Source organism: Blastococcus saxobsidens (assembly GCF_010682065.1).
GTDB lineage: Bacteria > Actinomycetota > Actinomycetes > Mycobacteriales > Geodermatophilaceae > Blastococcus > Blastococcus saxobsidens_B.
The window spans coordinates 87,719-112,612 of sequence record NZ_JAAGWG010000002.1; the positions used below are offsets into that span (position 1 = coordinate 87,719).

Below are 24,894 nucleotides of genomic sequence, written 5' to 3' on the forward strand. Positions count from 1 at the left end.
CATTCTCCGCGCGCCCTCCGCTCAGCCCTCCGGGGGCTCCTGCTCCCCCGGCGACGAGGCGGGCAGCGCGCTCGCCGGCACGAGGAGGAAGCGCAGGTCGATGACCGCGTGCAGCAGGACCGGCCACAGCAGCGAGCCGGTGTCCAGGTAGAGGGCGGCCATGATCCCGCCGAGCACGCCGGTGAGGACGATGCCCGCCCGCCCCTGGTACGCGTGCGCCAGCCCGAAGGCGACAGCCGCGACGACGACGAGCACGAACGACGGCGCGCCCCCGAGCACCGCGGCGACCACGGCGAGGAAGAAGCCGCGGTAGAGCCACTCCTCGCAGACGCCGGCGGTGATCCCGACGACGGTGAACAACCGCCGCTCGTCGTCGGTGCGCGGGAGCAGGGCCAGCGTCGACTGCCCGGGCGGCTCGGCGTGCCGGCCGTCCCCCGGGCGGCGCGTGGGCCGGACCATCTCCAGCAGCGCGCCGGCCCGCAGCTGGCGGGTGGAGGCGACGACGAACAGCAGCACGACCACGACGACGACCGCGGTGAACGGCCCCGGCCACTCCTGCGGCCAGCGCAGCCCCACGGCCCCGGCGGAGACGTCGGTGGCGAACAGCCAGACGACGAAGGCGAGCACGGCCAGCCCCCACTCGAGGACCAGCAGCCGCCGGTAGAAGGACCGCCGCGCCCCGGCGTCGGTGCGCAGCCGCCCCTCGAACCGCCGGTGCAGCACGTGCCCGGCCACCGGCTCCCCCACGACCAGGTAGGCCGCGACCACGACCGCCGCCAGCGCGGCGGGACCGAAGTCGGCGAGGGAGTCCGGCAGGCCGGTCACCGCAGGTGTGGTCAGGCCTCGGCGCGCAGGACGGCCAGCGCGCCGGCGAGGTCGGGCGGGTACTCGCTGGTGAACTCCACCCAGCTCCCGTCGGCGGGGTGCGGGAACCCGAGCCGCACCGCGTGCAGCCACTGGCGCGACACCCCCAGCCGGGCGGCCAGCGTGGGGTCGGCGCCGTAGGTCGTGTCACCGACGCAGGGGTGGCGCAGGGCGGAGAAGTGCACGCGGATCTGGTGGGTGCGTCCGGTCTCGAGCCTGATGTCGACCAGGCTGGCGGCGGCGAAGGCTTCCATCACCTCGTAGTGGGTCACCGAGGGACGGCCGCCCTGGACGACCGCGAACCGCCAGTCGTGCTTGGGGTGCCGGTCGATCGGGGCGTCGATGGTGCCGCGGGAGGGGTCGGGGTGGCCCTGGACGAGGGCGTTGTAGCCCTTCTCGACCGTGCGCTCCTTGAACGCGGCCTTGAGCGCGGTGTAGGCCCGCTCGCTCTTGGCCACCACCATCACCCCGGTGGTGGCGGCGTCCAGCCGGTGCACGACGCCCTGCCGCTCGGCGGCGCCGGAGGTGGAGATCCGGAAGCCGGCGGCGGCCAGCCCGCCGATCACCGTGGGCCCGTCCCAGCCTGGGCTGGGGTGGGCGGCGACGCCGACGGGCTTGTCGACGACGACCAGGTCGTCGTCGTCGTGCAGGACCGTCATGCCCTCGACCGGCTTCGGCGGGGCGGGCTCACCCGGCGGGGCCGGCAGCTCGACCTCCAACCAGCTGCCGCCGGAGAGCCGGTCGCCCTTGCCGCGCACCCGGCCGTCGACGACCACGAGGCCGGCGTCGGCCACCTCGGCGGCGGCGGTGCGGGACAGCCCGAAGAGCCGGGTGAGCGCCTGGTCCACCCGCTGCCCCTCCAGCCCGTCGGGCACCGGAAGGGCCCGGTGGAGGCCGGGAGTGCTGGTCACGGGCTCCATTGTGCGGGTCGGGCCGGACAGGGGTGTGCAGCCGGACGTCAGGCGGTGTCGGCGGGGTCCTTGCCGGTGCTGCGGGTGCCGTCGAACTCGATGCCGCGCAGGGCGAGCACCACACCCAGGATCCCGCCGCAGACGATCGCCGAGTCGGCCACGTTGAAGACCGGCCAGATGCGACCGTCGGGGCCGAACACCGACAGGAAGTCGACGACGCCGCCGCGCAGGAACCCGGGGTCGCGGAAGATCCGGTCGATCAGGTTGCCCAGCGCCCCGCCGAGCACCAGTCCCAGCGCCACGGCCCAGCCGGTGGAGAACAGCCGGCGGGCGGTGCGCACGATCACCACGACCACGGCCAGCGCGACCAGGGTGAACACCACGGTGAAGCCCTCGGCGAAGGAGAAGGCGGCACCGGTGTTGCGCAGGTTCGTCAGGTAGAGGGCGCCACCGAGGACGCGGATGTCCTCCCCCGGCTCGATCGTGGCCACCACGATCAGCTTGGTGACCAGGTCGGCCAGCAGCACGACAGAGGCCAGCGACAGCAGCAGCCGCGTCCGCGAGGGACCGCGCGGCGGCTCCGCCACGGCGGAGGCGCCGCCCGTCGGCTCGTCCACCGGCTCGGCGTGCTCGGTCAGCGCGGGCTCCTCGATCGATCGGCACCGGGGGCGGACGGCCCCCGGTGCCGACGACGATAGCCGCGGTCCGGCACGGTGCCGATCAGCCGACGCCGACGGCCGTCGCGCCCCCGCGTGCGTCGGTGTCCCGGCCGCCGGCCTCCTCCGCCTGCTCCAGCCGGTCCTGGGTGGCGAGCCGGGTCAGCTCCGCGCCGGCCTCGGCGTCCCGGGTGAGGTTCTCGCCCGACTGCGGGTCGAACACGTGGATCTTGCGGCTGTCCAGCCAGAACTCGGCCTCGCGCCCCTCCCGGATCCGGCTGGTGGCGTCGATGGAGACGATCGCCTGGGTGCGCAGCTCCTCGGAGTCCAGCTCCTTGGACAGTTCGCGGAGCTGGCTGCGGATGGAGTCGGGGGCCTCGTAGGGGATGTAGGCGTACTGGGAGTCGCCGAGCCACTCGGTCACGTCGACCTTCGCCCGGAAGGTGGAGCCGAGCGGCCGCTTGGCCTCGTCGACGAGCGAGGCGTCGTCGAAGTACTCGGGGCGGATGCCGACCAGCAGGAGGTCGTGGCCGGCCACCGCGGCGGCCCGCTTCTCGTCCAGCTCGATCTCGCCGAACGGCGTCCTCAGCCGGTTGCCCTCCGGCGTCGCCGGCAGGAAGTTCATCGGCGGGGAGCCGATGAAGCCCGCGACGAAGAGGTTGACCGGCTGCTCGTAGAGCTCCCGCGGGGAGGCGACCTGCTGGATCTTGCCCTTCCGGAGCACGCAGACCCGGTCGCCGAGGGTCATGGCCTCGGTCTGGTCGTGGGTGACGTAGACGGTCGTGATCCCCAGCCGGCGCTGCAGCCGGGAGATCTCGGTGCGCATCTGGCCGCGCAGCTTCGCGTCGAGGTTGGAGAGTGGCTCGTCGAAGAGGAACGCGTCGGCCTGCCGGACGATGGCCCGCCCCATGGCGACCCGCTGGCGCTGACCCCCGGAGAGATTGGCCGGCTTGCGCTCCAGGTGCTCCTTGAGCTCGAGCACGTCGGAGGCCTCGGTGACGCGGCGGCGGACCTCGTCGTCGGGGGTCTTGGACAGCCGCAACGGGAAGGCGATGTTCTCGTACACCGTCATGTGCGGGTACAGGGCGTAGTTCTGGAAGACCATCGACAGGTTCCGGTCGCGGGGCGCCAGGTCGTTGACCCGCTTGCCGCCGATGACCATGTCGCCGCTGGTGATGTCCTCCAGCCCGACGATCATCCGCAGCAGCGTCGACTTACCGCAGCCGGACGGCCCGACGAGGATCATGAACTCCCCGTCGGCGATGTCCAGGCTGACGTCGTTGACCGCCGGGAACCCGTCGCCGTACTTCTTGACGATGTTCTTCATGTCGATGGAGGCCATCAGTGTTCGTCCTCTCGGGAGGTCGATGAGGTGAGGCTGGTCGGCGTCATGGCGGTCAGCCCTTGACCGCGCCGTTGGTGAGGCCGGCGACGATGCGCCGCTGGAAGAGCAGGACGAGCACGACGACCGGGATCGTCACGATGACCGCCGCCGCCGAGATGGCGCCGGTGGGCTCCTCGAACTGCGAGGCGCCGGTGAACAGGCCGAGCGCCGCGGGCACCGGGCGGGCCGCCTCGGTGGAGGTCAGCGAGATCCCGTAGATGAAGTCGTTCCAGGCGATGAAGAAGGCGATGATCGCCGTGGTGAAGACACCCGGCGCGGCCAGCGGCACGATCACCTTGCGGAACGCCTGCCAGGTGGTGGCGCCGTCCACCTGGGCGGCCTGCTCCATCTCCCAGGGGATCTCCCGGAAGAACGCCGACATGGTCCAGATCGAGATCGGCAGCGTCAGCGACAGGTACGGGATGATCAGGCCCGGCCAGGTGTCGTAGAGGCCGATGTTCCGCCAGAGGTTGAACAGCGGAGTCACGATCGAGATGACCGGGAAGATCGCCACCGCCAGGGCGGTGGACAGGATCAGCTTCTTGCCGGGGAAGTCAAGCCGCGCGATGGCGTAGGCGGCGAACATGGCCAGCAGGCACGAGATCGCCGTGGCGATCAGGCAGATGCCGAAGGAGTTGACCAGCGCTGGCAGGAACAGGTCGCTCGCCCCGCCGAACAGGATCAGGTCGTAGTTCTGCCAGGTGAGCTCCGACGGCAGGAAACTGCCGTTGGCGAGGTCGCTCGGCGCCTTGAACGACACCGACACGATCCAGGCGATCGGGAAGAGGCAGTAGACGACGATGAAGAACGCGCCGATGCCCCAGAGGATCTTCTTCCGCGTGGTCATGGACTACTCCCCCCGGGCCTGGGCCAGGTCGACCTTGAAGAGCTTGATGAAGGAGAAGGCGATCGCGACCACGCACAGGAAGAGCAGCACGGAGACGGCGGAGCCGAGCCCGATCTCCAGCCGCGCGATGGTCTGCCGGTAGGCGAGGAACGACACCGACTCGGTGCCGTTGGCCCCGTTGGTCATGATGAAGATGGTGTCGAAGACCCGGAACGCGTCGAGCGTGCGGAACAGCAGGGCGACCATGATCGCCGCCTTCATGTTGGGGATGGTCACCCGCCACATCCGCTGCCACCGGGTCGCGCCGTCGACCTTGGCCGCCTCCTGGAGCACCTCGGGCACCTGGGCCAGGCCGGCCAGCAGGAGCAGCGAGATGAAGGGCGTGGTCTTCCAGATCTCGGCCAGGCAGATGACCAGCAGCGCCGTCCACCGGTCGCCGAACCAGTCGGTGTTCTCCGAGACCCCGGGGAGCCAGGTGAACCACGAGTTCACGAACCCGGAGTTGATGTCGAAGGCGAACTGCCAGGCGAAGGCCGACACCACGGTGATGACCGCGTACGGGATGAGGATCGCCGCCCGGAGCACCGGCCGCAGCGCCCGCAGGGCCTTGACCATCACCAGCGCGAGGCCGAAGCCGAGGACCAGCTCGACGGCGACGGTGACCACGGTGATGAACGCCGTCACGCCGATCGACTGCCACCACAGCGAGTCGGTGAGGATGACCCAGTAGTTGGTCAGCCCGACGAAGGAGCGGTTCTCCGGGTCGGTGAGCCGGTAGTCGAACAGCGACTCGTAGGTGGCCTGCACGATCGGGTAGGCGGTGACCAGCAGCATCACCGCGAACGCCGGGCCGGCCAGCAGCCAGCCGAGCTTCCGCTCGCTGCGCGCGCGGTCGGTGATCCCGTTCTTGGGCGCGGAGACCGGTTCGGTCTTCTTGCCCGGCGGGAGCGTCGTCGTCGTCACAGCAGGTCCTCCTTCGCCAGAACCGCCTTGATGAGCTCCGTGGCCGCCTCGCCGGTCTGCCCGGGATCGACGCCCGACGGCGGGTGGTAGGCGCGCTGGATGCCGACCGAGATCTCGTTGTAGTACGGCGTCTGCGGCCGCGGCGCGGCCAGTTCCAGGGACTCCTGGATGACCGGGGCCATCGGGAAGGCCTCCAGGACCTCCGGGTCGTCGTACACCGAGGTCGCCGACGCCGGGTTGCCGTTGGTCACGAAGTAGTACGCCTGGTTCTCGTCCGAGACGATGCACTCCGCGGCCTCGTAGGCCAGCTCGGGGCTCTCGCTGAAGGCGCCGACGCCGAGGTTGATCCCGCCGTAGGGCGGTGCGGCCGGCTCGTCCTCGTTCACCCGCGGGAAGATCGCCGCGGCGTAGTCCTCGGGCACGGAGGGGTCCATGGTCCCGGCCTCGACGGCGCCCAGCGCGCGGGGGTAGACGAACGGGTAGTTGACGTTGAAACCGCCGTTCTCGCTCTCCAGCCCGGTGGCGCTGGAGTCCTCGTTGGAGGTGGAGAACGCCGGCCCCGCGGCGTCGGACTCCGCGACCATCTTCATCACCTCGGCGGCCCGCCGGCCGGCCTCGGAGGTGAGCCCCAGCTCGATCTGGGCGGGGTCCTCGGGCGAGGCGTCGGTGATGATCGAGCCGCCGGCGGACTCGATGAGGGCGTTGAACCAGACGGTCAGCGACTCGGCGCGCGCTCCCTGGGCGCCGACCAGCGTGCCGGTCTCCTCGGCGGCCTGGACGATCTGCTCCCAGGTCACCGGCTCGTCCATGTTCAATCCCGCCGCCTCGGCGACGGACTTGCGGTACCAGAGCACCTGGGTGTTGGCCCAGAACGGGACCGCGACGAGCTCGCCGTCCCAGGTCGAGCCCTCGACGGCGCTCTCCACGACGTCCTCGGCGACGCGCTCGGCGACGTCCTCGGGCACCGGGGCCAGGAAGCCCGCCTGCGCGAACTCGGGGATGAACGGCGGGTCCAGGCTCATCAGGTCGATCGAGGCGTCGTTGGCCGCCAGGCGCCGGATGAGCTGCTCCCGCTGGGAGGCCGCGTCACGGGGCAGCAGCGCCGTCTCGATCGTGTATCGACCGTCGGCCGCCTCGGTGCACCGGGCGGCGATCTCGGCCTGCCCGCCCGCGTCGGGGTTGATGTACCAGGTGAGGGTCGAGGCTCCCCCGCCGTCGCCGCCGCACGCGGCGAGCGTCCCGGCGGTGACGAGGAGGGCGGCGGCCGCGGCGACCGGTCTGCCCGGCCTCCTCCGCGCGGCCGGTCGGATCGTGGTCGCCCGCGTCCCGGGCTCTGTTCTGCCAGCCGCGTAGGGCACTGCGCATCGCCTCCGTTGGCGCGACGGCGACGGTTGATCGCCGTGATCTTCGCAGCGTGGTGCAGGTCACAGGGGGTGTCAATTCGAACCGGTGCCGGGCCGTGGATCGCGATCGGACCGAGACGTACCGCTGCGCTGCGGACCGCCGGGCGGACTCCCGGATGCGGCTCAGCCGCGGCCGGCGATGACCGACGGCGTGGTCAGTTCCTGTGGTGTCCGCGGCAGCACGGTGTCGAAGTAGGAGCGGGCGGCCTTCGTCGTCCCGACGTCCCGGCCGGCCTGCTCGGACAGGAACCAGCGGTGCTCGAGCACCTCGTGGAAGACCTCGGCCGGCTCCAGCCGGCCACGCAGGTCCTCCGGGATGGCGTCGACGACGGGCTGGTACACCTCGGCGAGCCAGCGGTGCCCGGCGATCGTCTCCGGGACCGGGCTGCCCGACTTCTGCTCCAGGTAGGCGCGGAATGCCCGGACGTCGTTGAGCAGCCGCTGGGCCTGCCGCTCCTGCACCTCCAGGCCGGTGAGGCGGAACAGCTCGTGCCGGTTCTGCCCGGGCCCGGCCACCCGGGTCTCCACCCGCAGCCGGGTGCCCGCGTCGGTAGTCCGGAGCTCCACCTCGCCGACGTCGAAGCCGAGGTCGTTGAGCCGCCGGAGCCGCTCGGCGACGCGGTAGCGCTGCTCGTCGGTGCGGAAGACCTCCTCGCGGGTGACCTCCTCCCACAGCGACTCGTAGCGCCGGGGCAGGCTCTCGGCGACCTCGATCGGGTCGATGTCGGCGGGCAGCAGCCCGCCGAACTGCAGGTCCAGCAGCTCCGCGCCGACCCGCTCGCGAGCGAGGTCGACGTCGTAGGCCCGCTGGCCCGGCGACAGGCTCGGGTGGCGCTCCACGGTCTCGGCGTCGACCAGGTAGGCGGCGAAGGTGCCGGCGTCGAGCCGGAAGAGGGTGTTGGACAGCGAGCAGTCGCCCCAGAAGACGCCGGCCAGGTGCAGCCGGACCAGCAGCACGACCATCGTGTCCAGCAGCTGCTCGGCCGAGTGCGCCCCGCGTGGCCGGGAGAACAGCCAGCGGTAGGACATCGAGTACTCGAGGTAGCGGGTGACCAGGACCGCCGGCTGGTCGTCCGGGCGGTCGACGCAGATGCCGAGCACCGAGACCGCGGGCAGGCCCTCGCCCTCGAACTGGGCCAGCAGGGCGTACTCGTGCCGGGCCAGCCGCTCGTCGATCTCCTTGAGCGCGTAGACCCGGTCCTCGACGGCGACGAACCGGACGACGTGCCGGGAGATGCCCCGCGAGGGGACGTCGAGCAGCAGCTCGTCGTCCCACTCCTCGAGTGGCTGGTCCCACGGCAGGACCAGCAGGCCCGTCGCGTCCGCGGCCGGTGGCCGGAAGAGGTACCTCATGGCGCGCTCCCGGGGAGGCTGGATCTGCTCGTCACGATGCCACGCGAGGAGCGCCCGCGCCTGCAGGGCACACGCGGGCTGGCAGATCGCCGGAGAAGCGGAGGCGTTGTCCCGCCACCGGTCATCCCCGACTGCAGGATGTCCGTTCGCGGGCCAATGCTCACCCCCTCTCCGGTGGGCCCGACGGCGATCACGCCTGATTCAGCACCACGGTCACCGCGACCAGCAGCACTCCCGACAGGAGAGCAACCAGCATCTCGCCGCCTCGCAGCCCGACGGAGCACTCCGACCCTCCGCGACCGTTCCCGTCTGCCTCCATCCGGTGGCAGAACTCGGTGATCCGATCCGACGCCCTCCTGGACCGCGGACAGCCCGCCACCTCACCGATCAGCGACTGCCCGTAGGCGATGGAGCGGACACGGCGACCGGAGGCCGTGCGGATGGCCAGGGGTCCCCGCGGCGCCAGTTCCACGATCTCGTGGACGGGGACCCGATGCACCACGAACAAGCCGATCACCACCACGTGTCCCGTCGAGCTCCCGACGATCCTGGCGGTGGCCAGGAGACCGAGGACGATCACTCCCAGCACCAGCGGCAGCAGCGTGACCAGCATGTCCCCCGGTGGGGTCGGGAGGTCGTCGGCGATCCAGCCCCAGGCGAACACGAACGAGCCCACGATCCCGAGGGCGGAGAACACGATCAGCGGCGTGCCGCACCGCCCCAGGAGCACCCGGACCTCACCCGGGACGGCCGGGGTGCCGTCCGTGGACGCCCGGCGATCCGTCATCGGGACCTCGCCGCCGGTGGGCTGCCGCCGGCCACCCTCAGTCCTCGTCGTCGGGGCGGCCCGACTCGCCGCGCCACATCGCCAGCCGGCCGGCGCGGCTGACCGCGCGCAGCCGGCGCTCGGCCTCGGGGCGCGAGCGCCGCGCAGACACCAGCAGCGCCTGGTCCCCGCGCATGAGGCGGGTGGTCTCGTCGGGCACGAACGAGCGGCGGTGCCGCACGATCAGCACGACGGCAGCGTCCTCGGGCAGCCGCAGCTCGGGCAGGTAGACGCCGTGCAGCCGCGACCCGGCCGGCACCGTCATCTGCATGAGCTCGGCGTCCAGCTCCTCCAACGGCGCGGCCTCCACCTGGATCTCCCGCGGCGCCAGCGGCGCGGCGATGCCCAGCCGCCGCGCCACCCACGGCAGCGACCAGCCCTGCACCAGGGTGAAGACGAGGACCAGCACGAAGACGGTGTCGAACACCGTCGTGGCCCCGGGCACCTGCGCGGTCAGCGGGAAGGTGGCGACGACGATCGGAACGGCGCCGCGCAGCCCGGCCCAGGCGATGAACACCTGCTGCCGCGCCGGGAAGCGGAACCACACCAGGCTGGCCAGCACCGACAGCGGCCGGGCGAGCAGCAGCAGCGCGCCGCCCACCACCAGCGCCGGACCGACCGCCTCGGGCAGCCGGGACGGCGAGACCAGCAGTCCCAGCATCACGAACAGGCCGATCTGGGCGAGCGAGGCCATGCCCTCGGCGAACCCGATGCTGGCCGAGCGGTGCGGCAGCGTGGCGTTGCCCAGCACCAGCCCGCACAGGTAGACGGCGACGAACCCGGAGGCGTGCAGCAGGTCGGCGCCGGCGAAGGCCAGGACGCACAGCGCCAGGGTGGCCAGCGGGTAGAAGCCCGACAGCGGCAGCGCGACCCGGCGGAGCAGCTCCGCGCCGCCGAAGCCGACGGCCAGCCCCAGGGCCGCTCCTCCGGCGAGCTCGGCGAGGACGACCACCGGAACCAGCCACCAGGGCCCGGAGGCCTCGCCGGTGAGGATGTCGGAGAGGACGACGACGAGCAGGATCACCGGGGCGTCGTTCAGCCCGCTCTCGGTCTCCAGCGAGGCGGCCAGGCGCCGGGGCAGCGGCAGCCGGCGCAGCGTCGCGAAGACGGCGGCGGCGTCGGTGGAGCTGATCACCGCGGCCACCAGGAAGGCGAACCCCCAGCTCCAGCCGAGCAGCCAGACGGTCACCGCCCCGGTGACGCCGATGCTCACCATGACGCCGACGGTCGCCAGGCTCAGCCCGGGCCCCAGCGCGCGGCGGACGTCGGCCCAGCGGGTGGTCAGCCCACCCTCGGCCAGGATCACCAGCAGCGCCGCGACACCCAGGGTCTGGGCGAGCGAGTAGTCCTCGAACTCCACGCCCAGACCGCTCTCGCCGAGGACGACCCCGATGGCGAGGTAGAGCAGCAGGCTGGGCAGGCCCAGCCGGTCGGCCAGGCGCAGCGCGATCGCGGCCAGGAGCACCACACCGGCGCCGATGGCCAGGGCGACGGTCACCGTGGTGTTCACCGCGCCCCCGCCATGGGGGCAGTCTTCCGTACCGCCGCGCGGGCGCAGGGGACGCACCGGCGAACCCGTTTGCCGGTTCGGGGAGAATGGACGGCGTGAGCGCCCCCACCGGTCCCTTCGCCGCGCTGCCCCCGCAGGTCGACCTGCCCGCCCTCGAGCACCGCATCCTCGAGCGCTGGGAGAGCGAGAAGGTCTTCGACCGGTCGCTGGAGGCCTCGCAGGGCCGGCCGCAGTGGAACTTCTACGAGGGCCCGCCCACCGCCAACGGCCGCCCCGGCACCCACCACATCGAGGCGCGCGCGTTCAAGGACGTCTTCCCCCGGTTCAAGACGATGCAGGGCTGGCACGTGCCCCGCCGCGCCGGCTGGGACTGCCACGGCCTGCCGGTGGAGATCGCCGTGGAGAAGGAGCTGGGCTTCGCCGGCAAGCCCGACATCGAGCGCTACGGCATCGCCGAGTTCAACGACCGCTGCCGGGAGTCGGTGCTCCGGCACGTCGACTCGTTCACCGAGCTCACGCAGCGGATGGGCTACTGGGTCGACATGTCCACCGCCTACTGGACGATGGACCCCGCCTACATCGAGAGCGTCTGGTGGTCGCTCAAGCAGGTGTTCGACAAGGGCCTGCTGGTCGAGGACCACCGCGTGGCGCCCTACTGCCCGCGCTGCGGCACCGGCTTGAGCGACCACGAGGTCGCCCAGGGGTACGAGACCATCACCGACCCCTCGGTGTACGTCCGCCTGCCGATCACCGACGGGGAGTGGGCCGGCCGGGCCGACCTGCTGGTGTGGACGACGACGCCGTGGACGCTGCCCAGCAACACCGCCGTCGCCGTGAACCCCGAGGTGACCTACGTCGTCGCCCGGGCCGCCGGCACCGACGACGTCCCCGTGGTCGTGGCCGAGCCGCTGCTGGCCGCCGTCCTCGGGGAGGGCGCCGAGGTGCTCGGCAGCGCGCCGGGCCGCGACTGGGAGCGCACGCACTACCAGCGCCCGTTCGAGCTGGTCGAGTTCCCCGAGGGTGACGCGCACTTCGTCGTCCTCGCCGAGTACGTGACCGTCGACGACGGCACCGGCCTGGTGCACCAGTCCCCCGCGTTCGGCGCCGACGACCTCGCCGTCTGCCGCGGCTACGGCCTGCCCGTGGTGAACCCCATCGACGGCACCGGCCACTTCCTCGCCGAGGTGCCGCTCGTGGGCGGCCACTTCTTCAAGGCCGCCGACCCCGCGCTCGTGGAGGACCTGCTGGCGCGCGGCGTGCTCTTCCGGGAGATCCGGTACGAGCACAGCTATCCGCACTGCTGGCGCTGCCACACCCCGCTCATGTACTACGCGCAGCCGTCCTGGTACATCCGCACCAGCCAGATCAAGGACCAGCTGCTCGCCGAGAACGAGAAGACCAACTGGTTCCCGGAGAGCATCAAGACCGGCCGCTACGGCGACTGGCTGACCAACAACATCGACTGGGCGCTCTCCCGTGACCGGTACTGGGGCACGCCGCTGCCGATCTGGCGCAACGACGCCGACCCGTCGAGGCTCGTCGCCGTCGGCTCGCTGGCCGAGCTCTCCGAGCTGACCGGCCGGGACCTGTCCGACCTGGACCCCCACCGGCCCTTCATCGACGACGTCACCTTCACCCGCCCCGGCGAGGAGGGCACCTACCGCCGGGTCCGCCAGGTCATCGACGCCTGGTACGACTCCGGGTCGATGCCCTTCGCCCAGTGGGGCGCGCCGCACCGCAACCAGGAGCAGTTCCAGGCCGCCTACCCGGCGCAGTTCATCGCCGAGGCGATCGACCAGACGCGTGGCTGGTTCTACACGCTGATGGCCGTCGGCACGCTGGTGTTCGAGAAGAGTTCCTACGAGAACGTGCTCTGCCTGGGCCACATCCTGGCCGAGGACGGCCGGAAGATGAGCAAGCACCTGGGCAACATCCTCGAGCCCATCCCGCTGATGGACCGGCACGGCGCCGACGCCGTCCGCTGGTTCATGCTGGCCGGCGGTTCGCCCTGGTCGGCGCGCCGGGTGGGCCACGAGACGCTGTCGGAGGTCGTCCGCAAGGTCCTGCTGACCTACTGGAACACCGCGAGCTTCTTCACCCTGTACGCCGAGACCAACGGCTGGGACCCGGCCGCCTCCCCCGCCCCGGCGCGGGCCGAGCGGCCGCTGCTGGACCGCTGGGCCCTGGCGGAGCTCGCCGCGGTCACCCGCGACGTCACCGCGGCGCTGGAGGTGTTCGACACCCAGGGCGCCGGGCGGATGCTCGCCCAGTTCGTCGACGACCTGTCCAACTGGTACGTGCGACGGTCCCGGCGTCGCTTCTGGGACGGCGACGCCTCCGCCCTTGGCACGCTGCACGAGGTGCTCGACGGGCTGACCCGGCTCATGGCGCCGTTCACCCCGTTCGTCACCGACGAGGTGTGGTCCCGCGCGGTCGTCCCCGGCCTCGTCGGCGGCGACGCCCCCGACTCGGTGCACCTGGCGACGTGGCCGACGGTGGACGAGGCGGCGCTGGACGATCCGCTGGTCGAGCAGATGGCCCTGGTCCGCCGGCTGGTGGAGCTCGGCCGCTCCGCCCGCACGTCGTCGAAGATGCGCACCCGGCAGCCGCTGGCCCGCGCGGTCGTCGCGGCGGCGGGCTGGTCCACGCTCCCCCGCGACCTGGTGGGCGAGGTGGCCGACGAGCTCAACGTCACCGAGGTGCTGGAGCTCGCCGCGGTCGGCGGGGACCTGGTCGACGTCAGCGTGAAGATCGACTTCCGCGCGGTGGGCCGACGGATGGGCAAGCAGGTGCAGGCCGTCGCCAAGGCCGTCGCCGCCACCGACCCCGCGGCCCTGGTGAGCGCCTACCGGGCGGGCACCGCGACCGTGGAGGTCGACGGCGCACCGGTCGTCCTGGAGGACGGCGATCTGATCGTCACCGAGACCCCGCGCGAGGGCTGGACCGTGGCCAGCACGGGTGGGCTCACCGTGGCGCTGGACCTGACCCTCACCCCGGAGCTGGAGCGTGCCGGGCTGGTGCGCGAGGTGGTCCGTCTGGTGCAGGAGGCCCGCAAGAACTCCGGCCTGGAGGTCAGCGACCGCATCGAGCTCCGCTGGACGGCCGGCGGACAGCTGGCGCAGGCGCTCGACGAGCACGCCGAGCAACTGGCCGGCGAGGTGCTCGCGGTGGCGGTGCACCCGGCGACCCCGGGCACCGGCGAGGGCGTCGAAGGACCCGAGGGCTCGCGGTTCTGGGTGACGAAGGCCTAGCGGCGGGAGCGGGCCCGGTCGGCGAGCGTGCGGTCGGGCCGGCACACCGCGCAGGGCGTGAACCCGTCCCCGCGGGCCTCGTCCAGCGGGATCGGGATCGTCTCCCGGTCGCCGAGCCAGGCGCACCCGGCGACGTGGTAGCGCGGGTGCTCGTCGACGACGAGCACCTCGTCGGTGAGGTCGACGACCAGGAGCAGGTCGGTGACCTCCACCTCCTCGATCTCCGGGTCGGTCTCGTCCCGGGCGACCGCCCCGCCGCCCCCGGAGGGAACCTGCACCGTCGCTGGCCGGGCGTCGCGCGTCTCCGCGACGCTCGCTGCCGACGGTCCCTGCGCACCTGCAGCCGTGGCGCCACCCCGGGCGGCCGGGCCCGCGGGGACCGTGGCCGTGGGGGTGGAGGCCGCGGGGGTGGTGGTGCCGCCTCCGGCGCCCGCGGGTGATCCCGACCGCGCGCTCATGCCCCGGCGCGCCGCGACCAGCAGACCGGCGGCGAGCGCGCAGGCGGCCACGCAGCCCCAGTAGAGCGCGTCCACGCCGGTGAGCAGCGCGGCCACGAACAACCCGAGCCCGACCAGCACGAGCAGACCGGCACCGAGGATCACGCCTGCACCTTAGGGCGGCGGGCGGCCGCGGCGCCCGTCGGACCGCCCGGGCGGTGATGCCCGGGGGCCCCGGAACGGACGAGAGGGCCACCGGAGCGAACTCCGGTGACCCTCTCGGTCCGCCCCGCGCGGGGCGCGTGCTCTGGTGCCGTCGACCCGTCAGGCGGGGGCGTGCTGGTTCTGCCGACCGGCGGCAGCCGGCTCGGCGGAGCCGCGGCTGTCCAGGTCCCGCAGGTGCGACTCCAGGTAGGAGCGCAGCCGCGTGCGGTACTCCCGCTCGAAGGTGCGCAGCTCCTCGATCTTGCGGTCGAGGCTGTTGCGCTTCTCCTCCAGGGTGCCCATGACCTCGACGTGCCGGCGCTCGGCGTCCTGCTCCAGCGCGGCGGCCTTGGCGCGGGCCTCGCGCTCCACCGTCTCGGCCCGCGTGCGGGCGTCGCCGATCATCGAGTCGGCCCGGTGCTTGGCCTCGGTGACCATCTGCTCGCTCTTGGCGCGGGCGTCGGTCATGAGGCGCTCGCTGTTGGTCTTGGCGCTGCCGAGCATCTGCTCGGCCTGGGCCTTGGCCTCGTTGACGTACCGGTCGGCCGTCTCGGTGGCCAGTGCCAGCATCCGGGAGGCCCGCGCGCTGTCGTCCTCGCGCGGCTGCTGCACCGGCGGCGGCGCGGCGGCGACCGGGGCGGGTGCCGGGGCCGGGGGCTCCGGCCGCTCCTCGGCGCGGGCACCGGCCCGGCCGGCGCCGGCGCGCAGCTCGTTGTTCTCCTCGATCAAGCGGGCCAGCTCGGCCTCCACGACGTCGAGGAAGGCGTCCACCTCGTCCTCGTCGTAGCCCCGCTTGCCGATGGGCGGCTTCTTGAAGACGACGTTGTGCACGTCGGCAGGCGTGAGTGGCATCAGGTCACCTTAGAGGTACGGCGGGACTGGTGGACTGCGAGCGGTGAGCGGAGGACCGAGTCCCTGTCGCGGCCCGCCACCGGGGAAGTATCGCTCAACCTAGTAGGCGAGGCTCTGCGCGATCCCGCGGAGGATCACCACGGCGATCAGCAGCACCATGAACCCGAGGTCGAGTCGGATCGACCCCAGGTTCAAGGGCGGGATGACCTTGCGCACGGCCTTGAGCGGCGGGTCGGTCGTGGAGTACACGACCTCCAGGCCTGCGGCGACGAGACCGGAGGGGCGCCAGCTGCGCGCCAGCACCATCACCCAGTCCACGACGAACCGCGCGAAGAGCAGCACGAGGAACACGAGCAGCACCGACGAGACGATCGACCAGAAGAGAGCCACAGTCCTCGTTCGTTCAGGGCACCTCTGGTGCCGCCTCCACCGGTGTCACCACTCCGCCACCGATCAGGACTTGTCGGAGAACCCGCCCTCGCGGATCTTCGCCTTGTCCTCGGCGGTGACGGCGACGTCCTGCGGGCTGAGCAGGAACACCTTGGCCGTGACGCGCTCGATACTACCGCGCAGGCCGAAGCTCAGACCGGCGGCGAAGTCGACGAGCCGCTTCGCGTCGGCGTCGTCCATCTCGGTGAGGTTCATGATGACCGGCATGCCGTCGCGGAACCGCTCGCCGATGGTGCGCGCCTCGTTGTAGGTGCGCGGGTTCAGCGTCGTGATCCGGTAGTTCTTCGACACGGGCGCGGCGGCCGGGGCCGGCTCGGGCTCCGGCTCGGCGACGGGCTCGCGCATGGCCAGCCCGGCCGCGGCCACGGGGCCGCTGCTCATGCTGCCCGCGCGGGCACCGATGGGGCCCGACGAGGACGCGCCGCTGGGTGCCAGACCCAGGGTGCGGGGTGCGACGCGGCGCACGGCGAGCGGCTCGGGGTCGCGCGCCGGCGTCGCGGCGGGCGCCGGCTCGTCCTCGGCGTACCCACCGCGGGAGTAGTCGTCGTCGGCGTAGCCGCGGTCGGCGTAGTCGTCGTCGTAGCGCTCGTCGCCGTACCGGCCGTACCGGTGGTCGTCGAGACCCTCGGACGCCCGGGGGTCGTAGCGCCCGTAGGCCCGGGTGTCGTCGTCCTCGACGAGCCCCAGGTAGATCCCCATTCTCCGCATGGCTCCAGCCATCGGACCTCCCCCTCTGCCGGCGTCCTCAGCAACGCGTGTGCCCCGCGTTACCGGTGTGACTCGCGTGGCTGGTGTTCCTCGAACTCACCGCAGGGTAGGGGGCGCGATCCGAACAACGCGGTACCGACACGCACCAGCGTGGCGCCGGCCGCGACGGCCGCCTCCAGGTCGCCGCTCATGCCGGCGGACACCCCGTCGGCCTCCGGGTGGTCGGCGCGCACCCGTTCGGCCAGCGCGGCCAGCCGGGCGAAGGCCGGGGCCGGCTCGGCACCGCGGGGTGCCACCGCCATGAGACCGCGCAGGCGCAGCCCCGCGGCCCCGGCGACCGCATCGGCCAGGGCGGGGACGTCGTCGGGTCGGGCGCCCCCCCGAGCCGCGGCCTCACCCTCGGGACCGCCCAGGTCGACCTGCACGTACACCTCGACGGGCGCCTCGGCCGACCGACCGGCCCGGTCCAGGGTGTCGACCAGGGCGAGCCGGTCCACGGAGTGCACGACGGCCCCGGTGCGGGCCACGGCGGCGGCCTTGTTGCGCTGCAGCTGGCCCACGAAGTGCCAGCGCAGCGCGACGTCGTCGAGCTCCGCGGCCTTGCCGAGGAGCTCCTGCACCCGGTTCTCGCCGAAGTCGACCTGGCCGAGGGCGGCCAGGGCCCGCACGTCCGCGGCGGGCCAGGTCTTGCTGACGGCGAGCAGCCGCACGGTCGCGGGGTCGCGCCCCGCCGCCCGGGCCGCCGCGTCGATCCGCGCGCGGACGGCGCTCAGGTTCTCCTCGAGGCCAGCCATGCTGCGCATCCTCCCGCGCGTCAGCGGGTGGGCGCGTCGGCGGCCCCCTCGTCCAGCCAGACCAGCCCGGCCTGCCGGCCCGTGACGCCCTCGCGGCGGTGGGAGAACAGCGTGGGGTCCTCGACGGTGCACCGCGGGTCCTGGACGACCTCCTGGATGCCCGCCTTGCGGAGGATCTCGGCGACGCCGGCCCGCAGGTCGAGGCCGGGCGTGCCGGCCCGGGTGCGCGCGACGGCGGCCGGCGCCACGCGGGCCACGTCGTCCTGCATGTGCTGCGGCACCTCGTAGCACTCCCCGCACACCGCGGGGCCCAGCAGCGCCGTCACGTGCCGCGCGCGGGCGCCCAGGCTCGCCATGGCCGAGAGCGCGGCGGGCACCACCCCCGTCCGGACACCTTCCCGCCCGGCGTGCACGGCGGCGACGACCCCGGTCTCGTGGTCGGCGAGCAGGATCGGCACGCAGTCGGCCGCCAGCACCCCCAGGACCAAACCGGGGGTGGCGGTCACCAGCGCGTCGACCTCCGGGACGGGACCGTCGGAGGGGCCGTCGACGACCGCCACACCCGCGCCGTGCACCTGGTTCATCCAGACCAGGCGCCCCTCCCCCACGCCGAGCTCGCGGGCGACCCGCGCCCGGTTGGCGGCGACGTCGGCCGGGTCGTCGCCGACGTGGTCACCGAGGTTGAAGGAGTCGTACGGGGAACGGGAGCGGCCGCCCCGTCGGTCGGTGACGACCCGTCGGGGTCGCACCGCCGACGAGGCGGCCGGATTCGTGCTCATGTAGGCGAAGCCTACGAGGTGAGGCGATGGAACGGCCCCCTCGCAGGGTCCCACGCCGAGCGTGCGAGGCGTGGGGGGCGAGGGGGTCCTTCGATCAGCCCTTGAGGAACTCCGGGATGTCGAGCTCTTCCTCGAAGTCCTCGTTCGACAGCGGGCGACGCCCGTTGGTCGACCCCTGGATCGGCGGCAGCGGAGGGACGGTGATCCCGCCGCCCTGCCGCGGCGGGGTGGACCCTCCGCCCGTGGCCGACGGGGCCAGCCGCTCCCCCGTGGCCACCGGCGCGGGAGCCGGCTGCGCGGGCTGCGGGGCCGGCGGCGGCGTGGTGGCCACCGGCGGCGCCGCGACCGGGCGGCGGCTCGGCGAGAACGGCGAGGCGCCCCCACCGGACATGCCGCCCGGGCTGCCGGCCATCGTCGTCGCGCCGTCCTTGCGCGAGCTCGGCCGACCGCCGTCGAAGCCGGCCGCGATCACCGTGACCCGGACCTCGTCACCCAGGGCGTCGTCGATGACGGCACCGAAGATGATGTTGGCGTCGGCGTGCGCGGCGTCGGAGACCAGCGAGGCGGCCTCGTTGATCTCGAACAGGCCGAGGTCCGACCCGCCGGAGATCGACAGCAGGACGCCGTGGGCGCCCTCCATCGAGGCCTCCAGCAGGGGCGAGGCGATGGCCTGCTCCGCGGCCAGCAGCGCCCGGTTGTCACCGCGTGCGCTGCCGATGCCCATCAGCGCCGAGCCCGCCCCGGACATGACCGACTTGACGTCGGCGAAGTCCAGGTTGATCAGGCCGGGCGTGGTGATCAGGTCGGTGATGCCCTGGACACCGGACAGCAGCACCTGGTCGGCGGTCCGGAACGCGTCCATGACGCTGACGTTCCGGTCGCCCAGCTGCAGCAGCCGGTCGTTCGGGATCACGATCAGCGTGTCGCACTCGTTGCGCAGCTCGTCGATGCCCGACTCGGCCTGCACCGCGCGCCGCTTCCCCTCGAAGGAGAACGGGCGGGTGACGACGCCGATGGTCAGCGCGCCCAGCTTGCGGGCGATCGAGGCGACGACGGGCGCGCCACCGGTACCGGTGCCACCGCCCTCGCCGGCCGTCACGAAGACCATGTCGGCCCCCTTGAGGACCTCCTCGATCTCCTCGCGGTGGTCCTCGGCGGCCTGGCGGCCCACGTCGGGCTGCGCGCCCGCGCCGAGCCCGCGCGTGAGCTCGCGCCCGACGTCGAGCTTGACGTCGGCGTCGCTCATGAGCAGCGCCTGGGCGTCGGTGTTGATCGCGATGAACTCGACCCCCTTGAGGCCGACTTCGATCATGCGGTTGACCGCGTTCACCCCGCCGCCGCCGATGCCGACGACCTTGATGACCGCTAGATAGTTGTGCGGAGGTGTCATGCGGCGCTCCCCAACTGGACCCTCATCCTCAAGTTCAGCCTTACAGTTATGTCAACTCGGTCGACGGGGATGAAGTTAGGTGGGGGCGGAGAGGCGTCACAAGCACCACCGTCGGACCGGCGTGTCGGTGTGGCCGGATCGCACCAATCCCTGGCGACTCAGTGGTCACAACAGCACCACGAGCTGTGACGACTCGCGCCCGCGATCTCTCATCCCGGGCTTCAGCGACGGCTGACGCGCGAGCGGAGAAACATCCGAAGACGAGTTGCGTGTCGGGCGTGTCGGAACCCTCGGCGTGTCGGTCGACGTGCCGGCCGCAACCGGTGCGGAGCCGCCCGGCGACGGTGCGCCACCACGCCGGCCCGGGACCCGCTGCGGAGGTCAGCGGAGGACGACGGCGTCCGGCGCGCTGACGTCGATGACCGCGGCCGGCTCCAGCGCGCCGTCGGCGATGCGGTCGAGCAGCGCGACCAGGACCTGCCCCTTCGTCGCCGACTCGTCGGGACCGCCCCACACCACGACGGTGCCGTCGGTCATGGTGAGCTCGACCCGCTCGGGACCGGGCACGGCCACCCGCTCGACGTCCTCCCGCAGACCGACCGGCAGCGCGCGGATCGCGCCGAGCCCCGCCACCGTGGCGGCGTCGTCCGGGCCGGGGTCGGCCACCTCCAGCTCGACGACGCCGCGGGGTGGGTCCCCGGTGACCGTGTCGAACAGGATCCCCTCGGCGTCGACCAGCGAGCGCCGCCCGGGGGTGCCGACCACCGCGACGGGCACCCGCTCGGCGACGGTGACGACGATGCGGTCGGGCCAGCCGCGGGCGGCCTGCACGGAGCGCACCTGCGGCAGCGTGGCGACCCGCTGCTCCACCGCGTCGACGTCGACGCGCAGCAGGGGGACGTCGTCGGGGATGCGCGCCACCTCCCGCACCTGCTCGACGGTGAGCGTGTCCAGCCCGTCGACCTGGACGGTGCGGACGGCCAGGACCGGGCCCAGCCACAGCAGCCAGCCGATCACGGCCAGCACGGTGAGCAGGACGGCGACCCGCAGCGACCAGCGCTGCCGCGGCCGCAGCGGTGGACGTCGCCGGCGGTTGGGCAGCGGCGCCGGCCGGGCGCCGCCGCGTTCGCGTGACCGCCGTCCGCCGCGCACCCGGTCCCGGGTGGTGCTGCCGGAACGGTTCACCTCCCGGCGTCCGCCGCGTCGTCCTCCCCGCCCGCCGCGGCGCGCAGGGCGTCGAGCACCTCCGGCCCCACCATCGAGACGTCGCCGGCGCCCATCGTCATGACCAGGTCACCGGGGCGCGCGCGGGCGGCCAGGGCGGGTCCGGCCGCCGACCACGAGGGCTCGAAGAGCACGCGGTCGGGTGGCAGGGGCACGGCATCGGCGACCATCGCACCGGTCACGCCGGGCACCGGGTCCTCCCGGGCGCCGTACACGTCCATCACCACGACGTCGTCGGCCAGACCGAGCGCGGCACCGAACGCCTGCGCGAACTCCTGGGTGCGGCTGTACAGGTGCGGCTGGAAGGCCACGACCAGGCGGCCCTCCCCCGCCACCGCGCGCGCCGCCCGCAACTGGGCGGAGACCTCGGTGGGGTGGTGGGCGTAGTCGTCGTAGACGCGGACGCCGCCGGCCACACCCTTGAGCTCGAACCGCCGGTGCACGCCGCCGAACCGGCCCAGCCCCTCGATCAGGGCCGCCGCCGGCAGCCCGAGCTCCAGCCCGGCCAGCAGCGCCGCCGCGCTGTTGCGGGCCATGTGCTCGCCGGGCACCTGGATGCGGACCCGCCCGAGGTCGACGCCGTCGAGCACCGCGGTGTAGCTCGTCCCGTCCGCGGCGACCTCCAGCCCGGTCAGCCGGAGGTCGGCGTCGGCCGCCGTGCCGTAGGTGCGCAGCCGCGCCGGCGTGGGCACCGTCCGCAGCCGGGCGGCCCCCGGGTCGTCGACGCAGACGACGACGAAACCGGCCGGGTCGACGGTCTGCAGGAAGCGGTCGAACGCGGCCTCGACCGCGGCCAGGTCGCCGTAGTTGTCCAGGTGGTCGGCCTCGACGTTGGTCACGATCGCGGCGAACGGGGCCAGGAGCAGGAAGGAGCGGTCGCTCTCGTCGGCCTCGGCGACGAAGACGTCGCCCTCGCCGGCGTGCGCGTTGCTGCCCGACTCGTTGAGCGTGCCGCCGATGGCGAACGACGGGTCCACCCCGCAGGCCTGCACCGCGACGGTGAGCATCGAGGTGGTGGAGGTCTTCCCGTGCGTGCCGGCGACGGCGATGCTCCGCCGGCCGGCCATCACCGCGGCGAGCGCGACCGCCCGCGGCAGCACCCGCAGCCCGCGCCCGCGCGCCGCCACCAGCTCGGGGTTGTCGCCCCGGATCGCGGTCGAGACCACGGCCGTGTCGGCGTCGCCGAGGTGGGCGCCGTCGTGGCCCAGCTCGACCCGCGCGCCCAGCGCGCGCAGACCCAGCAGCGTGGGGCTGTCCCGTCGGTCGCTGCCCGACACGCGCACGCCGCGGGCCAGCAGGATCCGGGCGATGCCGCTCATCCCGGCACCGCCGATGCCGATGAAGTGCACCGCGCCCAGCTCGGGCAGGGACGGCACGGGGCCGCTCCAGGCGGCGACGTCGTCAGCGCTCATCGGCTCGCCACCTCGCAGACGATGTCGGCCAGCCGCTCGTCGGCATCGGGCACGCCGGCCGCCGCAGCGTGGCGGGCCAGCCCGGCGAGCGCCTGGGGGTCGGTCAGCAGAGGGAGGAGATTACCGGTGATCCACCCGGGGCCGAGGTCGGCGTCCTCCACGAGGAGCCCGCCGCCCGCCTCGATGACCGGCAGCGCGTTGCGGCGCTGCTCGCCGTTGCCGATGGGCAGCGGCACGAAGGCGCCCGGGAGCCCGACGGCCGAGAGCTCGGCCACGGTCACCGCGCCGGACCGGCACAGCGCCAGGTCGGCCGCGGCGTAGGCCAGGTCCATCCGCTCCAGGTAGTCGACGACGACGTAGGGCGCGCGCCCGGCCGGCCGCTCGGGCACCACGACGCCGGTGTTCTTGGGACCGCGGGCGTGCAGCACCTGGACCCCGGCGTCGGTGAGCGCGTCGGCGGCGGCGACGGCCGCCCGGTTGAGCGAGGCCGCGCCCTGCGAGCCGCCGAAGACCAGCAGCGTGGGGCGGTCGGCGTCCAGCCCGAACTCCGCGCGCGCCTCGGCCCGCACCGCGGCGCGGTCCAGCGAGGAGATGCTCCGGCGCAGCGGCATCCCGACGTGCTCACCGCGGTGCAGCGGCGTGCCGGGCACCGTCACGGCCACCCGCGCGGCGAGGCGCGCGCCGATCCGGTTGGCCAGTCCGGGCAGCGCGTTCTGCTCGTGCACGACGATCGGTGTCCCCGCCCGCCCCCACGACCTCCGGGCGGCCAGGTACGCCGGCAGGGCGACGTACCCGCCGAAGCCCACCACGACGTCGGCCTCGAGCTCGTCGAGCAGGGCGCGCGTCTCGCTCACCGAGCGGCGCACGCGGCCGGGGACGCGGAGCAGCTCGGGGGTGGGCTTGCGCGGCAGCGGCACCGGCGGGATCAGCCGCAGGTCGTAGCCGCGGGCGGGCACGAGCCGGGTCTCCATGCCGCGGGCGGTGCCCAGGCAGGTGATCCGGAGGTCGTCGCCGCCACGGCGGCGCAGGGCGTCGGCGAGGGCGAGCATCGGCTCGATGTGCCCGCCGGTGCCGCCGCCGGCCAGGACGACCGAGCGCAGGCCGCTCACCGGTCGTCCCGGGGACGACGGCGTGGCTCGGGCTCGCGTCGCAGCGGGGCGCCGGACCGCGGCGCACCGGCCCGCGGCGCACCGGCCCGGGGGGCGCCGTCGGTGCGCGGGGCACGGTCGGGCCGCACGGCACGGTCGGGCCGGGGGGCGCGCGGCGTCCCGGTGCGCGCCGGCGTGCGCCGGGCCTCGGCCCCGCGGGCGTGCAGCAGGGTGCGGACGGCGCCGACGACGGGCAGCACCGGCTCCGCCGACCCGTCGAACCGGCGGGGGCGCACCGGGTCGACCGCCGTGGCCGGGGCGGGCAGCAGCAGCCGGGCCAGCCGGCCGCGCTCGACCGTGCGCAGGTGCTCGACGGCGGCGGGCTCGGAGCAGGCGAAGCGCACCAGCAGGCCGACGATGAACAGGGTGAGGATCAGCGACGTGCCACCCGCCGAGATCAGCGGCAGCGTCACGCCGGTCACCGGCAGCAGGCCCACCACGTAGCCCATGTTCATGGTCGCCTGGCCGATCAGCCACACCGTGATGGCCGCCGACGCCAGCTGCACGAAGCGGTCGGCCGAGCGACGGGCGATGCGGAAGCCCGCGTAGGCGAGCACGCCGTACAGGGTGACCACCACCAGGCAGCCCAGGAAACCCAGTTCCTCGCCGATGATCGCGAAGATGTAGTCGGACTCCGCCTCGGGCAGGATCTTCCACTTCATCTTGCTGTTGCCCAGGCCCACGCCCCACAGCCCGCCGGTGGCCAGCGCGTACATGCCGCGGATGGCCTGGAACCCGGTGTTGGTCGGGTCGGCGAACGGGTCGAGGAAGGCGGTGATCCGCTCCATCCGGTACGGCGCCACCCAGACCATGAGGGCGACCAGCACCGCCGCGACGCCGGCGAAGGCGCCGAACCAGCGCATCGGCATGCCGCCGGCCCAGAGCAGCCCGACCAGCACCAGGCCCAGGCTGACGACGCCGCCGAAGTCGGGCTCGGCGATCAGCAGCAGCGACAGCACGCCGAACACCGGCAGGACCGGCACCAGCAGCGACTGGGTGGTCAGGTAGCGCTCGCGCAGCGCCAGGACGTGCGCCCCCCACAGGGCGAACACCAGCTTGCCGAGCTCGGAGGGCTGGAAGTCGGTGACGCCCAGCGGGATCCACTGCCGGGCGCCGTTGCGCTCCTGGCCGATCCCCGGGATGAGCACGATCAGCAGCAGCCCGACGACGACGAGCAGGGCGACCGGTGCCCAGCGGCGGATCAGCCCGACCGGCAACCGCATGGCGACGACCATCGCGCCCAGGCCGATGCAGGCCAGCACCAGCTGCTTCACGCCGGGCGCCCACGCCGGCTCGTCGTCCAGCGCCGCCTCGATGGCGGACGCGGAGAAGACCATGGTCAGGCCGATGAGCAGCAGCAGCCCGGCGGAGCCGAGCACGAGGTGGCAGCTGGTCATCGGCCCGTCGAGCCACGCCGGGCCCGTCCAGCGGGGCGGGCGCCGGGCGGCGCTCGAGCCTCCCGGGCGGGCCCCGGCGCGGAGCCGGGCGGTCCGGGGTTGGCGCAGCGGTGTCCGGGTGCTGGTCATCG

Annotated in this window: 22 protein-coding genes; 1 reads left to right on the forward strand and 21 read right to left on the reverse strand. The window is 73.5% G+C overall.

Annotated features, from left to right (window positions below):
- Positions 1–21: 21 nt before the first annotated feature.
- From GCU60_RS01510 to GCU60_RS01555, 10 genes are all read right to left on the reverse strand, one after another.
- Entirely contained in the window at positions 22–825 is an 804-nt protein-coding gene (locus GCU60_RS01510) for a CPBP family glutamic-type intramembrane protease (protein ID WP_163201866.1), read from the reverse strand.
- A gap of 11 nt (positions 826–836) precedes the next feature.
- Entirely contained in the window at positions 837–1,784 is a 948-nt protein-coding gene (locus GCU60_RS01515) for an RluA family pseudouridine synthase (RefSeq protein ID WP_163201867.1), read from the reverse strand.
- A gap of 38 nt (positions 1,785–1,822) precedes the next feature.
- Positions 1,823–2,392: a signal peptidase II gene (gene lspA / locus GCU60_RS01520; protein WP_345770317.1), complete on the reverse strand. Its 570-nt coding sequence runs from the start codon at positions 2,390–2,392 to the stop codon at positions 1,823–1,825.
- 103 nt (positions 2,393–2,495) lie between these two features.
- On the reverse strand, positions 2,496–3,773 hold the full coding sequence (locus GCU60_RS01525) for an ABC transporter ATP-binding protein (RefSeq protein WP_163201868.1): 1,278 nt from the start codon (positions 3,771–3,773) through the stop codon (positions 2,496–2,498).
- 55 nt (positions 3,774–3,828) lie between these two features.
- Positions 3,829–4,662 carry a carbohydrate ABC transporter permease gene (locus GCU60_RS01530; RefSeq protein WP_163201869.1) on the reverse strand — a complete coding sequence of 278 codons (834 nt, stop codon included), beginning with the start codon at positions 4,660–4,662 and terminating at the stop codon, positions 3,829–3,831.
- Positions 4,663–4,665: 3 nt separating this feature from the next.
- Positions 4,666–5,625, reverse strand: a complete 960-nt coding sequence (locus GCU60_RS20010; protein WP_163201870.1) for an ABC transporter permease subunit — start codon at positions 5,623–5,625, stop codon at positions 4,666–4,668.
- The gene (locus GCU60_RS01540) at positions 5,622–6,983 is read right to left on the reverse strand and encodes an extracellular solute-binding protein (protein WP_345770318.1); all 1,362 of its coding nucleotides are present in this window, start codon (positions 6,981–6,983) and stop codon (positions 5,622–5,624) included. Before GCU60_RS01540 ends, GCU60_RS20010 begins: the two co-directional genes overlap by 4 nt.
- 168 nt (positions 6,984–7,151) lie before the next feature.
- A complete protein-coding gene (locus GCU60_RS01545; protein WP_163201871.1) occupies positions 7,152–8,381 on the reverse strand; it encodes a DUF4032 domain-containing protein in 1,230 nt (409 codons plus the stop codon).
- 190 nt (positions 8,382–8,571) lie between these two features.
- A complete protein-coding gene (locus tag GCU60_RS01550) occupies positions 8,572–9,168 on the reverse strand; it encodes a hypothetical protein (protein WP_163201872.1) in 597 nt (198 codons plus the stop codon).
- A gap of 37 nt (positions 9,169–9,205) precedes the next feature.
- The gene (locus GCU60_RS01555; protein ID WP_163201873.1) at positions 9,206–10,717 is read right to left on the reverse strand and encodes a potassium/proton antiporter; all 1,512 of its coding nucleotides are present in this window, start codon (positions 10,715–10,717) and stop codon (positions 9,206–9,208) included.
- An 86-nt stretch (positions 10,718–10,803) separates the two neighbouring features.
- Between GCU60_RS01555 and ileS the strand changes: the two genes are divergently transcribed.
- Positions 10,804–13,968, forward strand: coding sequence for an isoleucine--tRNA ligase (gene ileS / locus GCU60_RS01560; protein ID WP_204261207.1), 3,165 nt, complete (start codon positions 10,804–10,806; stop codon positions 13,966–13,968).
- On the opposite strand, the gene GCU60_RS01565 is transcribed toward ileS, so the two are convergent.
- From GCU60_RS01565 to ftsW, 11 genes are all read right to left on the reverse strand, one after another.
- Positions 13,965–14,570 carry a hypothetical protein gene (locus tag GCU60_RS01565; protein ID WP_163201874.1) on the reverse strand — a complete coding sequence of 202 codons (606 nt, stop codon included), beginning with the start codon at positions 14,568–14,570 and terminating at the stop codon, positions 13,965–13,967. The two genes, ileS and GCU60_RS01565, sit on opposite strands and share 4 nt — an antisense overlap.
- Positions 14,571–14,729: 159 nt before the next feature.
- Positions 14,730–15,461 (reverse strand): DivIVA-like cell division protein Wag31, encoded by a 732-nt coding sequence (gene wag31 / locus GCU60_RS01570; protein ID WP_163201875.1) that lies wholly within the window; start codon positions 15,459–15,461, stop codon positions 14,730–14,732.
- A 99-nt stretch (positions 15,462–15,560) separates the two neighbouring features.
- A complete protein-coding gene (locus GCU60_RS01575; RefSeq protein WP_163201876.1) occupies positions 15,561–15,851 on the reverse strand; it encodes a YggT family protein in 291 nt (96 codons plus the stop codon).
- A 63-nt stretch (positions 15,852–15,914) separates the two neighbouring features.
- Positions 15,915–16,631, reverse strand: coding sequence for a cell division protein SepF (locus tag GCU60_RS01580; RefSeq protein ID WP_163201877.1), 717 nt, complete (start codon positions 16,629–16,631; stop codon positions 15,915–15,917).
- Positions 16,632–16,678: 47 nt separating this feature from the next.
- Positions 16,679–17,413 (reverse strand): YggS family pyridoxal phosphate-dependent enzyme, encoded by a 735-nt coding sequence (locus GCU60_RS01585; RefSeq protein ID WP_163201878.1) that lies wholly within the window; start codon positions 17,411–17,413, stop codon positions 16,679–16,681.
- A gap of 20 nt (positions 17,414–17,433) precedes the next feature.
- Positions 17,434–18,192: a peptidoglycan editing factor PgeF gene (gene pgeF / locus GCU60_RS01590; RefSeq protein WP_204261208.1), complete on the reverse strand. Its 759-nt coding sequence runs from the start codon at positions 18,190–18,192 to the stop codon at positions 17,434–17,436.
- A 94-nt stretch (positions 18,193–18,286) separates the two neighbouring features.
- Positions 18,287–19,582 carry a cell division protein FtsZ gene (ftsZ, locus tag GCU60_RS01595; RefSeq protein WP_163201879.1) on the reverse strand — a complete coding sequence of 432 codons (1,296 nt, stop codon included), beginning with the start codon at positions 19,580–19,582 and terminating at the stop codon, positions 18,287–18,289.
- Positions 19,583–19,963: 381 nt separating this feature from the next.
- Positions 19,964–20,767, reverse strand: coding sequence for an FtsQ-type POTRA domain-containing protein (locus GCU60_RS01600; RefSeq protein WP_163201880.1), 804 nt, complete (start codon positions 20,765–20,767; stop codon positions 19,964–19,966).
- Positions 20,764–22,218: a UDP-N-acetylmuramate--L-alanine ligase gene (gene murC, locus GCU60_RS01605; RefSeq protein ID WP_163201881.1), complete on the reverse strand. Its 1,455-nt coding sequence runs from the start codon at positions 22,216–22,218 to the stop codon at positions 20,764–20,766. The genes GCU60_RS01600 and murC overlap by 4 nt, the downstream gene beginning before the upstream one ends.
- Positions 22,215–23,327, reverse strand: a complete 1,113-nt coding sequence (gene murG, locus GCU60_RS01610; RefSeq protein WP_163201882.1) for an undecaprenyldiphospho-muramoylpentapeptide beta-N-acetylglucosaminyltransferase — start codon at positions 23,325–23,327, stop codon at positions 22,215–22,217. The genes murC and murG overlap by 4 nt, the downstream gene beginning before the upstream one ends.
- A complete protein-coding gene (gene ftsW / locus GCU60_RS01615; protein ID WP_239520277.1) occupies positions 23,324–24,892 on the reverse strand; it encodes a putative lipid II flippase FtsW in 1,569 nt (522 codons plus the stop codon). The genes murG and ftsW overlap by 4 nt, the downstream gene beginning before the upstream one ends.
- Positions 24,893–24,894: the final 2 nt, after the last annotated feature.